This is a genomic window from Parabacteroides sp. Y3-G-102 (assembly GCF_023656845.1).
GTDB lineage: Bacteria > Bacteroidota > Bacteroidia > Bacteroidales > Tannerellaceae > Parabacteroides > Parabacteroides distasonis.
The window spans coordinates 132,584-146,009 of the sequence record NZ_JAMOKU010000004.1; the positions used below are offsets into that span (position 1 = coordinate 132,584).

Below are 13,426 nucleotides of genomic sequence, written 5' to 3' on the forward strand. Positions count from 1 at the left end.
AAAGGCTTTACCAGAGCCATCGCTTGAAGGTAGTGTGAATTGCACGCTACTTTTTTACCCTTGCCTAACGAAAGGAAACGATTATGGGTAAAGTTCAGATTCTCGCCGTACTGACGATGGACGGATGTCTTTCTTCAGAGTTATATGATAAAGCACATCAGGATTTGTGCCTTGACCGTTGCGGTCTTGATGAAATCAGGAAGAAAGCCTTTTACCGTGTGACACCGGACTATTCCATTTCAATGCTGCACGAATGGAGAAAAGACTGCACAAACATCCGTTACCTCGCGGAAGCCACACCGGACACGGCAGACTATATAAACGGACTGCTGCGGATGCACGCTGTGGATGAAATCATACTATACACCGTTCCTTTCATATCCGGAAGCGGACGACATTTTTTTAAGTCGGCTCTGCCAGAGCAACACTGGACGCTTTCCTCTTTGAAAAGCTATCCCAACGGTGTATGTCGCATTATCTATATCCTTGATAAAAAAGCAAGATAGCCAAAATGTGCGGCAAGCATACATTTCTATTTTCAGGAATAGAATAAATGTTCCGATTACAAACAATTTAAGTCGGAGATAATTTGTCCTTGTGAAAAAATACTGAATTTTATACCTCTGAAATCCAGCACTTTGTAAAATTGAGTGTTGGATTTTTTATTTTCTGCCGCGTTTTTTGCCAATTATATTCATGTGCGCACGCAGAAAACAAAGTGTAATTTTCAAAATTGACAGAACCATGAATTATTTCTTGCTGGCGGAAACCGACTTTTTCCGCCTGATAAACGAAGCCGGCGACTGCAATATGGAAACGGCATACACGGCTTTCGCCACCCAAGTGATCGAACTGTGCAACGGCGGCATGGACATGAACCTTACCGTCATCGCGCTTGCCTACATCGAAATCGAGTTGCAGCACCATCCCGTACGTAATCTGTCAGAAGAAAAAAGAGAGATTGCCGCCTACGTCAGCAAGGCTCTGTCTTTCGTAAGAAAGATGCAGAAATTCCTTGCCACGCCCCAAGTGCCACCACTAATATCCGCCAACAACGCAACAGAAACCACCGCCAGCCTTCTTCAATGGACGGGCAATGCCATCGACCTCGTGGAACTTATCTACGGCATAGACGTGATGGGCTGCATCAACAACGGCAATATGCCGCTCAAACAGCTCGCCCCACTTCTCTATAAGATATTCGGGGTTGATTCTAAAGACTGCTACCGCTTCTACACTGATATCAAACGCCGGAAGAACGAAAGCCGCACCTATTTCATTGACAGGATGCAGGAAAAACTGAACGAGAGAATGTTGCGTGATGAGGAGTTGGAGCGGATGAGAAAATAAAAAAATATCCATTACATATGAGAAGACAGGAATACTCGTATCCTGTCTTTTTATTTTCATTTAATTATATATTAATTAGCACAATATATGTGAGTTTTTCATTCCTATAAGGACAAATTTCAGAAACGTATGTCTGGTAAATTATTGAGTCATCATAGTATGAACATATATCATTACTAAAAACAATGAAACAACTTCCATAAGATTGTGGTTGTAAAAATCGCCATTTAATAGCCCGTTTTTTTTGTAAAATTCGCCAATTAAAAAAATATGATTATCTTTGCATTATATTTTATAAGGTATGGAAACAGTAAATAGAATACTTCAAGAGAAGATTACAGCACGAATCGCGCCCAATAAAGCAGTACTGATTTTTGGTGCTCGCCGTGTTGGTAAAACGGTAATGATGCGTAAAATTGTGGACAACTATTCAGGTAGGACGATGATGCTCAACGGCGAAGACTACGACACATTAGCACTATTGGAGAATCGCTCAATAGCCAATTATCGGCATTTATTGGATGGTATTGATTTGCTGGCTATTGATGAGGCACAGAACATACCACAAATCGGTAGTATTCTGAAGTTGATAGTTGATGAAATACCGGGAATAAGTGTCTTGGCAAGTGGTTCTTCGTCATTCGATTTGCTGAATAAGACTGGTGAACCGTTGGTCGGCCGCAGTACGCAATTTCTCCTTACACCATTCTCGCAACGGGAAATCGCACAGACGGAAACGGCACTTGAAACCCGCCAGAACCTCGAAGCGCGCTTGATTTACGGTTCCTATCCCGAAGTAGTAATGATGGAGAACTATGAACGTAAAACAGACTACCTACGTGATATTGTCGGTGCATACCTGCTTAAAGATATCTTAGCAATTGACGGCTTAAAAAATTCGAGCAAGATGCGCGATCTACTGCGATTGATAGCTTTTCAGTTGGGCAGCGAAGTTTCTTACGAAGAGTTAGGTAAACAACTCGGCATGAGCAAGACGACCGTTGAAAAATACCTCGACCTATTGGAAAAGGTCTTCGTTATCTATCGTCTGGGGGCTTATTCGCGTAACCTACGCAAGGAGGTTACAAAAGCTGGCAAGTGGTACTTCTACGACAACGGCATTCGCAATGCCATTATCGGGGCTTTCTCACCGCTGGCCATTCGGCAGGATGTCGGTGCGCTGTGGGAGAACTACATCATCGGAGAGCGGCGCAAAGCGAACTTCAATGAGGGACTGCACAGGGAGTTCTATTTCTGGCGCACCTACGACAAACAGGAAATCGACCTGATTGAGGAGAGTGCCGACAGTCTTACCGCCTTGGAGTTCAAGTGGGGAAATAAAATGCCGGCCGCACCGAAAGCCTTCCAAGAAGCCTATCCCTATGCCGAGTTTCATGTGGTAAATCGGGAGAATTATTTGGAGTTCGTATAATCAATAAATTACGTATATGGAAACAAAACTACAATCCAAACAGCAATATCCGCGGTTTATCCAAAATAAACCGTGTGGTATTGACAAATTCGATGGAGGTTCGCAAGAAAGGTTGGCAAAAACTATTGCTCGCCATTTTTGTCAGAATGATTCATTGGATGAGGAATGTACTTTACCTCGAATTATCGGCATCGAAGGTATTTGGGGATCTGGAAAATCCAACGTGGTTAAAATGTTGGAACGTGAATTATCAGACGACTATTACTTTTTTGAGTATGACGCATGGGGACATCAAGAGGACTTGCAACGCCGCTCTATATTGGAATTGCTTACAAGCAAACTTATTGATGATGGTATCCTATCTGGAAATGCAACAATAAAAGTCAAAGGTGGAGGTACGAAAACCGTATCATGGTCTGAAAAGCTGAAATATTTATTAGCCCGTAAAACGGAGACCGTAACCGAAAAATATCCCCTTATCAGTAATGGTATGGTTGCGGCATTTTTGGTTGCAGTTTTAACTCCGATATTTACATTTATTGCGTATGCAGTAAAACCTACACCCACAACATGGTGGTTTTCTTTATTGTCTATTATCATAGCTGCACTGCCAGTTCTTATTGCATTGTGCGTTTGGAAATGGGCATATAGCAAAGATCATAAATATGGATGGAGTTATATGTTAGCTATTTATCAAGATAAAGTCGAAAAGGACGTTTGCTATGAGACTTTGAGCGAAGACGAACCAACGGTTTACGAGTTCAAAACATGGATGCAAGACATTTCTGATTTTATCAAGGAAAAAGGACAACGTAAATTAGTCCTTGTTTTTGACAACATGGATCGTCTCCCCGCTGAAAAAGTAAAAGAATTATGGTCTTCTATCCATACGTTCTTCGCCGATAGCGGTTTTGAAAATGTTTGGGCTGTTATTCCTTTCGATGAAACACATTTAGCTTGTGCATTCGGAGATGAGACCGACGAACAAACGAAACAACTGACCAAGTATTTTATCAATAAAACTTTCCCTATTGTTTATCGTGTTGCTCCTCCTGTTATTACCGACTATCGAAGTATATTCAACAAACTGTTTGTTGAAGCATTTGGAGAAACAGAAAATGAAGCGAAAGAAACTATAAATCGGATATTCAGATTGGTAAATCCTAATGCCAATGTTAGGGAAATTATATCATATATCAATGAGATGGTCGCTCTTAAACAAGAGTGGTGTAACGAAATTTTGATGATAAACATAGCATTGTTCTGTTTGAAGAAGACGGATATTCTGGCAAATCCAGTAGAACAAATATTGTCCGGCGACTATCTGAATGGCATTCAAACAATAATTAACAATGATCTGCAAACACAACGCGAAATTGCAGCTTTGGTATATGGTGTCGATGTTGAAGATGCTCGACAAATTCCATTGAAAAAATATATTGAAGGCTGCATCAACGGAGAAGAAGACCACGACATAAATCAATATGCAGAGACTAATAAACAATTTGACACTGTATTAGAAGAAGTTATACAATGTATGGACAATGCGCTTATCGATAAGATTATACATTGTTTGCATAAATTAACTCGAAAGAGCGATGTTATTCTGCGTGTATGGCAAAGAATAGCACAATTGAAATTAAAAGAATCCATAGAGAAGCAGGTGTTCCCTGTCGAATACCAAGAACTGCTGTTGCATTTAGACACGGAAAGCCAAAACCATGTGATTGCTCAATTATATAAGAAGATAGTTCGGTTCAATGACTTCAATGGCGGCGACTATTTCAAAACGTTAGATGCAATAGACAGGTTTATTGCGCAAAATAAGTTGGCGTGCGATTTTACGTCATTGATTGAAGCAAAAACAGTCAAGCCAAATACATTTATCGATTATATTCAAGCTGCAAATGCAACAGATGCTGCCTATCGGGATAACGCGACAACTAAAGCATATAAATATTATCAAGTAGCAACAAATTCGGAGGCGCTCGATAATTATTTGGCAAACTTACTACCCGATAATTTCGACCATGCAGATATTGTAAAAACGTTAAAAGATAATTCTACCTATACGTTTCCAACGCTTTTGCAAGCGATCACGAATTGCATTGATGAACAGAATGTAAATAAAGATAATATAGGGGCTATATTTACAACCTATCGTTTATTGGCATCTGACGAAGAAAGACCTTTACCTGTAACGTTAGATTCAACCTACATAAATCAGTTGCATTCTGAATTAGAAACTGATGGCCGAAACATTAAAGAGTCTGGATATTACGATTTAGTCGCCATGCAATTGGCACATGGTCATTCCGTTTCCTTAATAGAGGGTGGAGATATAAAATATGTTGCAGAACTCATGGACTATTATGTGGATCATGGAGACTTATTAGTAAATAGTGTGGGATGGAATATACCGCTATTAAATGAAACACTACAATACATGGTAAATCATAAACTTGGCTATAAATTATTGCTCTCAGACATATTGCCCCAATTTGAAGATATTAAGAACAGAATAGGTGTAACGGATGAGGTATTTATCGAGCATTTAGCAGAGTGGAATACCGATTTGGATAAGTATATCACTAAGAACAATATTAAAGATGTAATTCCTGACGCATCTTTTTACGATTTGACCACTAAAATAAGCAATGTCCTGACCGATCATATCAATAAAATAGCGTTCGAAGCGTTGTCTGAAATAAGTGTTGATACATTATACGCCCAAAGAACAGCACATACATCATATTATTGGTTTGTCGCAATAAAACATTTACTGGCTAAAATCAAATCCTTGCCAGATAACTTGACTGAATTTGGCAAAAAGATTCTGATGGATATTGCTTCTGGAACTCAAAGTTTGAATCCTTTCCCTAATTGTTTCAAGAATATAGTTGAAAGATTGGATAAACGAAAAATTAAATCGACAGTTACCGATATAAGAAATGATTTCTGCATCGGTAAAAAGACTATCAATGCAATAAAGTTTCAATTTTTCGAAACATGGCTTAGATCGCATGGTAATTTGAAAAGTCAAGCTGGAGACGTTATTGATAAAATAGTGAAACCTGTAATTTCCGATGGGGCATGCCGTTCATTGATTCTGCAAAACAAAGATTTTTATATGGATTTAATAAATACAGCAGGGGATGATGCTTATGAATTGAAAAAGAGTCTCCGAAACCTCATACAAAAAGATTCAGATCCGCAATTGGTTAAATTTGTCAATTCGATAGATTCAGTACCTGAGGTTGAAACCGCGTAAGTATTTGTCTAACAAGTCCGAATTTTACGATTTTACCCGTCAGAACTGAAGTGCCCCCCAAAAAAATTGTATCCAACTTTTGGGGGTCACTTCAAACTTCGATAGGGATAATTTTCAATTTTGGGGACTTGTTAGACAGTCTCATTATCTGGTAGCAGTTTACACAGCACCGGATCGTTTTTGATACGCTCCAGTTCCTCCTGCACAATCTGCTTCACCTCTTCCTTGATGCGCCGGTAGTTCGCCTGCACCGTTTCCTTCATGCGGTCGTTGCCGTCCTCGTCCGTGAAGTTTGTAATGACGGGAATTTTCTTGTAGGCACTTTCTTCCCGTTTCACCTTTTCGGCATCCACCACAATCTCGCAATGAAAAATCTTCTGCTCGATACGCTCGTTGAAGTTGTCGGATACAGAACCGACAAACATTCCCTGCGTAAGCCCGGAAATCTTACTCGGTGGAATGAGCGCGTCCATCTGCGTGTTGATGGAGGTGGAAACATCCTGCCGGTTGATGGAGATGGACTGCCGTTTCTGCAACACCTTACCGAACCGCTCGGAGAGCGTCTTGGCTGTTTCCCCCACCACCTGACCGGAGAAAATATTGCCGACAGTGTTCATCACCACTTTCGCCTCTTTGTCCCCGTAGTCACGCACTAACTGGCTGAAATCCTGAAAGCCCAGACACACGGCAACCTTGTTGCTTCGGGCGGTAGCTATAAGATTGTCCAACCCTTTGAAGTATATTGTGGGCAACTCGTCGATGATGACCGATGACTTCAGCATCCCCTTCTTGTTGATGAGCTTCACGATACGGGAATTATACAGACCGAGTGCCGCACCGTAGATATTCTGACGGTCGGGATTGTTACCCACGCAGAGGATTTTCGGCTCTTCGGGATTGTTGATGTCCAGCGTAAACTCGCTGTCTGACATCACCCAGTAGAGCTGCGGTGAAATCATCCTCGAAAGCGGGATTTTTGCCGACGCTATCTGACCCATGAGCTGCTCCGCAGCCCCTCCAAGCCACGCATCCATGAACGGCGAAAGGTAGTTCTCCAGCTCCGGATAAGAGGTCAGTATCGGAAATATATCCTCGTAACGGCGGTTCAGAAACTCGATAGCATGGGGAAACGTGCAAAACTTCCCGTTCTGATAGATTTTGAGATACCAGATAATACTGGCAAACAGAATGATAGGTGACTCCACGAAGAAGTCGCCCTGCTTTTGCACCCACGTTTTATTGAGGTTGAGCATTATTGTGTAGGCACTCTCATAGGCATCCGTAATATCTTCCATAAAATCCGGGTGAATGGGATTGCACCGATGAGAGCGTCGCGGGTCGTCGAAGTTGATCACATAGAACTTCGGCTTTACCTTGTAGCCGTCCGGGTGGTTCAGCAAATGGTTGTAGGCAATAGTAGATAGGTCGGGATACTTGAAATCGTAGATGTATTGACTAAAGCCCTTTTCAATCTGTTGCTTGATAAAATTGTTTACCACGGCATAGGACTTGCCGCTGCCCGGCGTACCCAACACGATGGACGCACGGAAGGGATTAACTACATTGATCCAACCGTTGTTCCAGCGTTTCCTGTAATAGAAACGTGTCGGCAGATTGACCGAATACTCGCTTTCGATAAGCCTCGTTTCCTGCATGAAACTCTCGTTCTCGTTGTTGAAAACATCCTCCATCAAATTGTGTTTCAACAGGCGGCTCATCCACAGACCACCCATCAACAGGCAGACATAGCCCGTTCCAATGGTAAGGACATACAGTCCCGTCACCGCTTCAAGCGGCAGCGGCAGGGGCAGCAACCACCAGTTCAGGAAAAACAGCACGAACCCGACGGCAAATGCTGTCCAGATTCTCCCCCAAGTGATTTTCTCACCCTTGACACCCTTCGTACCCAGACAGGACAAGGCAAGCAAAAGGACGGAAAACAGCTTCGTGTAGAGAATGGAATGGAACAGCCCCGCCGTGCGGTCGAAGTTCAGAAGGATTTTGTCCACCACGCCGATGTTCACGCCCCACAGCCGGATGGCTTCGTAGCAGAACCAGTACACGTTCATGACCACTAAAATGATACTCACGGCACGCAGAAAATCCATGATTTTCGCCAATGCCCTCAAATCGTCTTCTTGTTGTGACATACATTGATTTTTTAATTGTTGATACTCTGATTACATACCCAAGCCCTTGCGTTTTTTCTTCTTTTTGCGCTTCATCGCCCGGATGAAAGCCTCTTCCTCGGCATCTACCGCCGGACCTTCGGGAGTGAGCAAGCCCATACCGCCCGATATATCTTCACTGTCGTAGGCGGTCTGCCCGTGTGCCTTGTCCGCAGCATCCACAGGGATGGATAGCGGTATCGGCGGTTGTCCGGCGTATGGCAGGGTGAAGTGTTCCTGCAAGGCATTCGCCGAAAGCTCCTTACCCATGCGCGAACCGTTCAGCACGCATCCCGTGCGGTGGTCGATGAAGGTAGCCCCATAGATGCGCCCTTCCTCTGTGTAGCGCAGTACGGTGTCGATGCCCTTCTCTTTGAGTTGGGATACAAATTTGTCCTTGTCATAAGTGCCTTGCAGCACGGAAAGGACGGTGCGTTTCGTCATGTCTGCCAGTTTCCTATCCTTGATTTCCGATTTGGAACGGACAAACTTCTTCTGTACGGCTTCATAGCCTGCGGACTTCCCGAAAAGCGAGGATTTGAACGGGTTGCCCACCTTGTTACCCTTGTCGTCCGTGACGGAATAGACCAGCCCGTGATACTCCCGTCCGCGCACGTTGCCCCTCGCTTCCTCCACCGTCATATTATATAAGGAAAGGAGCGCACGGTATTCGCCCATCGTCTGGAAACGGTACTGCCCATTCAGAGCCTTCACGGTGTTGCCTACCTGCTTCTTCACATCACCTGCCGATGCGGCCACCTTGCGCAACGGATTATCCAATCTCTGATTTTTACGTTCTGCCGGATGCAATCCGTACTTCTGTTCCAGTTCCCTGCGGATACGGTCGCTGCGGCGGTAGAGAAAATCCCGGTTGAGCCTTTTCCCGTTCTCGTCCACGTTGACCGTCACGATGTGCAGGTGGTGGCGGTCGATGTCCTCGTGCTTGAATACAAGATAAGGCTGGTTTCCGAAACCGAGTTTTTCCAGATACTCGCGGGCGATATTCTGCAACTCAATATCGGTCAGCACATCCTCCGGGTGCGGGTTGAGAGAGATATGCACCACCGGCTTCTCGATCTTCATCTGCGGTGGCAGGAAGGTGAGAAAACCCTCCATCGCCTTGCCTATGTCCACCGTTCCCGAACCGTCATTGTAGATGCGGTTGGTGGTGAGAAGCCGCCCCTGCGCCTCGTTAATCTTCTCCCCGTTGTAGGCAATCGCGCCGTACAACGAACTTCCTACACTGATTTTTGCGACCATTTTGCCTCCATTTCCCTTGAAAGTTCCACAATCCGGCGGCTCAGTTTCACGAGTTCGACGGTGTGTTGCTCTAATTTGTAGAGCAACGCCATCGCCTTTTTCTCTGAAAAATGCAGCCTCAGTTCCTTCACGACTTGGTTGTAATTCGTACCCACGGCACGGAATTGTGCATGAAAATCCGACAGTTTGGTGTAATAGTCCACCAACGTCTTGTCCACCTTCAGCACCTTGAACGGTTGCCCGAAGAAGTGCGCTTTGAGGAAAACAGACCGTGCATAGACACCCGATTTTCCGAACATGGCGAGGAAACGGTTGTGTTCCTCCTCGTTGAAACGGACGGTGTACCGGTACACCGCCGGATCAAGTTTGGGATTTCTCCCTGATTTGCTTTTCCTTTTCTCTTTCATATTACTTTGGATTTAGCGGATTGACGGCATAAGCCGCCGCTTCGGATTACAGCACCGCAGTTCTGAAAGGCTTCCCGACTTCGGAGGGAAAGCCCGCCCCCTGCAAGGGCAAGTGCTTTTCGTGGCTGCTCAAAATATTTTGAGCGGCTGAAAAGACATCTTGCTATGTTCAGGTGAACATAAAAATCCGTCAGGGGACGGATTGGGAAAATACCTTTCAGGACTCCGGGCCGCGCGTCATCGGCGAACCCTGCTGTCCGGGTGCAAAGTTACGCCCTTAAAGCGGTATCGGACAGATGCTTGACCCGGTCAATGACTGCCAACCGGCGCAACGTGCCGCCACTTGCCGGAGAAGTGATACAGGTTCCAAAATATACTTGTTTATTTGCAGCATGATTCAAGAAACGAACGATTTGAAGATATGATAAACGGAACATTCAAATACCCGGAAATCCGCTTCTTCGGATACTTGCCGAAACGGATACCCGAACCGTCGGAAACCCGGTTCTCCGACAATTCGGTGACGTATGGATTCAATGACTTCATGACGCAATGTCGTCAATCACCATTTGTCCGACGCACCGCTTCACCACAGAACCGGATACGCGACGACCCGCCTGCGTGTGTAGTCACGGAAGCGGATGGTGCGACAGCCAAATCCGTATGGAAACAGAAAAACAAATCATCAACAATTAAAATAAATGGAACTATGAGTAAGGAAATCTTCGTTGCATTCGCAACACAGAAAGGTGGCATCGGCAAATCCACTGTCACGGCACTTGCCGCCAGCTACCTGCACAACGTGAAAGGCTACAATGTCGCCGTCGTGGACTGCGACGACCCGCAGCACAGCATCCACGGGCTGCGCGAACACGAAATGGGGCTTATCGACAGCAGCACCTACTTCAAGGCTCTCGCTTGCGACCATTTCCGCCGGATCAAAAAGAACGCCTACACCATCGTCAAAAGCAATGCGGTGAACGCCCTCGACGATGCCGAGAGGATGATTGCCACTGAGGACGTGAAACCCGACGTGGTGTTCTTCGACATGCCCGGCACACTCCGAAGCAACGGCGTGATAAAGACGCTCTCGCAGATGGACTACATTTTCACTCCGCTGAGTGCCGACCGCTTTGTCGTGGAGAGTACCCTGAAATTCGTCACGATGTTCCGCGACAGGCTGATGACTACCGGACAGGCGAAAACAAAGGGGCTGCATCTGTTCTGGACGATGGTGGACGGCAGGGAGAGGAACGACTTGTACGGCATCTACGAGGAAGTGATAGCCGAAATGGGCTTTCCGGTACTTTCCACCCGCTTGCCCGACAGCAAGAAGTTCCGCCGTGACCTTTCGGAAGAGCGCAAGAGCGTTTTCCGCTCCACCATCTTCCCGATGGACACGGCACTGCTGAAAGGGAGTGGCATCCGGGAGTTTTCCGAAGAGATAAGCGACATCATCAGACCGCAGTGAGCATGGGCAGCAGGAAAGTGAACACGGAAGGCATCGACGAGGAACTGCTGTTAGCCTCCATCGGGCGGCGCACACAGGACGGGACACTGCGCCCCGCACAGGAAGTACCCGCAGCTGCACCGACCGAAGAGGACACCGCCGCACCGGAACCATCTCCTGTGCAACCCGTAACACGGGAAAAAGCGCAGAGGGAAAGTGGACGCCGGAAAAGGCAGGACGAGGACTACAACGAGCTATTCCTGCGCCGCAACGAGATAAAGACCCGCCAATGTGTCTATATCAGCCGTGACGTCCACGGCAAGATCCTCAGAATCGTGAACGACATCGCCGGAGGGGAAATCTCAGTAGGCGGATATGTGGATACCGTGCTGCGCCAGCATCTGGAACAGCACAAGGAGAGAATCAACGAACTGTACAAGAAACAACGTGAAGATCTGATTTGAAAATGGAAAAAGAAATGACACCGAATGAAAAAAGACCACAGCAAGACTGCGGAGGTATGTTTACCCAAGTGCAGGCGAGTGTGGAAATACTGTCGCCTGTCCCGGTAAGCGGCAAATGCAGTGAGAAGGACTATGAACGCCTGTTCATCCGCGACCCGGAAGTAAAGGCACGTGAGGGGAAGATGGCGTATGTGCGCCCGGAGTACCACGAGCGTATCATGCGTATCACCCGTGTAATCGGGCATGACCGGCTTACGCTGTCCGCTTACATCGACCATGTGCTGACGCACCACTTCAACCAGTGCGAAGATGCGATAAAGAGCCTTTATGCCCGAAATTACAATTCAGTATTCTAACCAAAAACGGAAGGATATGAATTACACAATCAGCATGACAGACATTCTGCTGGCGGTATCGGTCGGCTGCAACCTCTGGTTCCTGTTCCTGCTCCTTTACGAGCGCATCATGGACACGCGGATTGTCCGCTTCTTCAAGGGCATTGTCGGATTATGGCGGTCACTGGACGGGAATGAGGCTAAACGCATAGCGGCACACGAGGAAGTCCCTGCGGAAAAGGCGGACATCATCGGCAAGAGCCGTTTCAGGATGGCATCCACCCGGACAACCGCTGCCATACCGACGCAAGAAGCCGCCACTATTGAAAAAGGCATTGAGCTGTCGGAGGAAGAGGCTACTTTTGACGACGGAAAAACGGGAAACGCATCCCGCCCGGCACAAGTCCCGGAGGAAAAACTCGATGAGACCTTCACGAGCATACCGCCGGAGGAACTGGGATACGGGGACGACGAACCGGAAGAGGACGCCTCGGACACGCCACGGGCTTCGGGCAGCAGCTTTGACGAGATTGACGACGCCTGCAAGACCGCCAAAAACCCGGACGCGACACAGGCGGAACGTGAAAAGGCGGCTAAGGTGTTCACCGACATGGAGGGCACGGAGTTGTACGAGAAAATGATGGAAGGCTCTTCGGAGATAGGCATCCGCATCAAGGGGCTTATCGAGATTCGGCTGAAGAAATCTGAAAAGGAGTTCGTCGTGCCGGACAACATCGAGGAGTTCGACATTCGCAACTATGTATGACAACAATAAAAGAAATGAACATGAAAGAATGACATCAACCCACGCGGCGAGGAAACGCAAGGCGCATCCCCATCCGCAACGGACACGCCCACGTCCGTGGAAACAAACGGGCATCCACTAAAACCAAAGTAAAGAAACAAAGTATCAACCGCCCGACAAAGGACCATCCACCCTTTTGACGGCAAAAAACAAGAACAGTTTATGAACAAGAACATCTTGAAAAACAGAAAAGCAATCCTCTCCGCGGCACTTGTCATCGCCGCAACCGCCTCCGCTTTCGCGCAGGGAAACGGCATCGCGGGCATCAACGAAGCCACCTCTATGGTGAGTTCTTATTTCGACCCCGGAACTAAACTGATATACGCCATCGGTGCAGTCGTCGGGCTTATCGGGGGCGTAAAAGTGTACGGCAAGTTTTCATCGGGCGACCCCGACACCAGCAAGACAGCCGCCTCGTGGTTCGGCGCGTGCATCTTCCTGATTGTTGCCGCCACCATCCTGCGCTCATTCTTCCTTTAATAAA

13 protein-coding genes are annotated in these 13,426 nt (G+C 46.5%); 9 read left to right on the forward strand and 4 right to left on the reverse strand.

All coding sequences use genetic code 11. The features are described from left to right. Positions 1 to 83: 83 nt before the first annotated feature. From NBH16_RS03205 to NBH16_RS03220, 4 genes are all read left to right on the forward strand, one after another. Positions 84 to 506, forward strand: a complete 423-nt coding sequence (locus NBH16_RS03205) for a dihydrofolate reductase family protein (protein WP_004291474.1) — start codon at positions 84 to 86, stop codon at positions 504 to 506. A gap of 238 nt (positions 507 to 744) precedes the next feature. After that, complete coding sequence (locus NBH16_RS03210; protein WP_004304269.1) at positions 745 to 1,350, forward strand: RteC domain-containing protein; 606 nt, start codon at positions 745 to 747, stop codon at positions 1,348 to 1,350. Positions 1,351 to 1,651: 301 nt separating this feature from the next. Then, positions 1,652 to 2,782, forward strand: a complete 1,131-nt coding sequence (locus tag NBH16_RS03215; RefSeq protein ID WP_004291480.1) for an ATP-binding protein — start codon at positions 1,652 to 1,654, stop codon at positions 2,780 to 2,782. Between the two features lie 16 nt (positions 2,783 to 2,798). Then, the gene (locus NBH16_RS03220) at positions 2,799 to 6,053 is read left to right on the forward strand and encodes a P-loop NTPase fold protein (RefSeq protein WP_004291481.1); all 3,255 of its coding nucleotides are present in this window, start codon (positions 2,799 to 2,801) and stop codon (positions 6,051 to 6,053) included. Between the two features lie 131 nt (positions 6,054 to 6,184). Here NBH16_RS03220 and mobC read toward each other — a convergent pair whose 3' ends face one another. The 4 genes from mobC to NBH16_RS03240 form a co-directional block, all read right to left on the reverse strand. Next, positions 6,185 to 8,203 (reverse strand): conjugal transfer protein MobC, encoded by a 2,019-nt coding sequence (mobC, locus tag NBH16_RS03225; protein ID WP_004291482.1) that lies wholly within the window; start codon positions 8,201 to 8,203, stop codon positions 6,185 to 6,187. A 30-nt stretch (positions 8,204 to 8,233) separates the two neighbouring features. Next, positions 8,234 to 9,481, reverse strand: a complete 1,248-nt coding sequence (gene mobB / locus NBH16_RS03230) for a conjugal transfer protein MobB (protein WP_004291483.1) — start codon at positions 9,479 to 9,481, stop codon at positions 8,234 to 8,236. Further along, positions 9,460 to 9,888 (reverse strand): conjugal transfer protein MobA, encoded by a 429-nt coding sequence (gene mobA / locus NBH16_RS03235; RefSeq protein ID WP_004291488.1) that lies wholly within the window; start codon positions 9,886 to 9,888, stop codon positions 9,460 to 9,462. Before mobA ends, mobB begins: the two co-directional genes overlap by 22 nt. Positions 9,889 to 10,269: 381 nt before the next feature. After that, the gene (locus NBH16_RS03240; protein ID WP_196029218.1) at positions 10,270 to 10,434 is read right to left on the reverse strand and encodes a hypothetical protein; all 165 of its coding nucleotides are present in this window, start codon (positions 10,432 to 10,434) and stop codon (positions 10,270 to 10,272) included. On the opposite strand from NBH16_RS03240, the gene NBH16_RS03245 reads away from it, so the two are divergent. From NBH16_RS03245 to NBH16_RS03265, 5 genes are all read left to right on the forward strand, one after another. Beyond that, positions 10,433 to 11,359 (forward strand): ParA family protein, encoded by a 927-nt coding sequence (locus NBH16_RS03245; RefSeq protein WP_005783105.1) that lies wholly within the window; start codon positions 10,433 to 10,435, stop codon positions 11,357 to 11,359. The genes NBH16_RS03240 and NBH16_RS03245 overlap by 2 nt on opposite strands. Before the next feature lie 2 nt (positions 11,360 to 11,361). Then, positions 11,362 to 11,802 (forward strand): DUF3408 domain-containing protein, encoded by a 441-nt coding sequence (locus NBH16_RS03250; RefSeq protein ID WP_004291503.1) that lies wholly within the window; start codon positions 11,362 to 11,364, stop codon positions 11,800 to 11,802. A 2-nt stretch (positions 11,803 to 11,804) separates the two neighbouring features. Next, positions 11,805 to 12,158 carry a DUF3408 domain-containing protein gene (locus tag NBH16_RS03255; protein WP_004291505.1) on the forward strand — a complete coding sequence of 118 codons (354 nt, stop codon included), beginning with the start codon at positions 11,805 to 11,807 and terminating at the stop codon, positions 12,156 to 12,158. Positions 12,159 to 12,174: 16 nt separating this feature from the next. Continuing rightward, positions 12,175 to 12,903: a hypothetical protein gene (locus NBH16_RS03260; RefSeq protein WP_004304280.1), complete on the forward strand. Its 729-nt coding sequence runs from the start codon at positions 12,175 to 12,177 to the stop codon at positions 12,901 to 12,903. 201 nt (positions 12,904 to 13,104) lie between these two features. Then, on the forward strand, positions 13,105 to 13,422 hold the full coding sequence (locus NBH16_RS03265; protein WP_002560983.1) for a DUF4134 domain-containing protein: 318 nt from the start codon (positions 13,105 to 13,107) through the stop codon (positions 13,420 to 13,422). Positions 13,423 to 13,426: the final 4 nt, after the last annotated feature.

What these genes read in the sequence shown, in the direction of transcription:
- NBH16_RS03250 (WP_004291503.1), top strand. Translation starts at nt 11,362, where the DNA reads ATGGGCAGCAGGAAAGTGAACACGGAAGGCATCGACGAGGAACTGCTG.
- NBH16_RS03260 (WP_004304280.1), top strand. Translation starts at nt 12,175, where the DNA reads ATGAATTACACAATCAGCATGACAGACATTCTGCTGGCGGTATCGGTC.
- mobA (WP_004291488.1), bottom strand. Translation starts at nt 9,888, where the DNA reads ATGAAAGAGAAAAGGAAAAGCAAATCAGGGAGAAATCCCAAACTTGAT.
- NBH16_RS03265 (WP_002560983.1), top strand. Translation starts at nt 13,105, where the DNA reads ATGAACAAGAACATCTTGAAAAACAGAAAAGCAATCCTCTCCGCGGCA.
- NBH16_RS03205 (WP_004291474.1), top strand. Translation starts at nt 84, where the DNA reads ATGGGTAAAGTTCAGATTCTCGCCGTACTGACGATGGACGGATGTCTT.
- mobC (WP_004291482.1), bottom strand. Translation starts at nt 8,203, where the DNA reads ATGTCACAACAAGAAGACGATTTGAGGGCATTGGCGAAAATCATGGAT.
- mobB (WP_004291483.1), bottom strand. Translation starts at nt 9,481, where the DNA reads ATGGTCGCAAAAATCAGTGTAGGAAGTTCGTTGTACGGCGCGATTGCC.
- NBH16_RS03210 (WP_004304269.1), top strand. Translation starts at nt 745, where the DNA reads ATGAATTATTTCTTGCTGGCGGAAACCGACTTTTTCCGCCTGATAAAC.
- NBH16_RS03245 (WP_005783105.1), top strand. Translation starts at nt 10,433, where the DNA reads ATGACGCAATGTCGTCAATCACCATTTGTCCGACGCACCGCTTCACCA.
- NBH16_RS03240 (WP_196029218.1), bottom strand. Translation starts at nt 10,434, where the DNA reads ATGAAGTCATTGAATCCATACGTCACCGAATTGTCGGAGAACCGGGTT.
- NBH16_RS03215 (WP_004291480.1), top strand. Translation starts at nt 1,652, where the DNA reads ATGGAAACAGTAAATAGAATACTTCAAGAGAAGATTACAGCACGAATC.
- NBH16_RS03220 (WP_004291481.1), top strand. Translation starts at nt 2,799, where the DNA reads ATGGAAACAAAACTACAATCCAAACAGCAATATCCGCGGTTTATCCAA.
- NBH16_RS03255 (WP_004291505.1), top strand. Translation starts at nt 11,805, where the DNA reads ATGGAAAAAGAAATGACACCGAATGAAAAAAGACCACAGCAAGACTGC.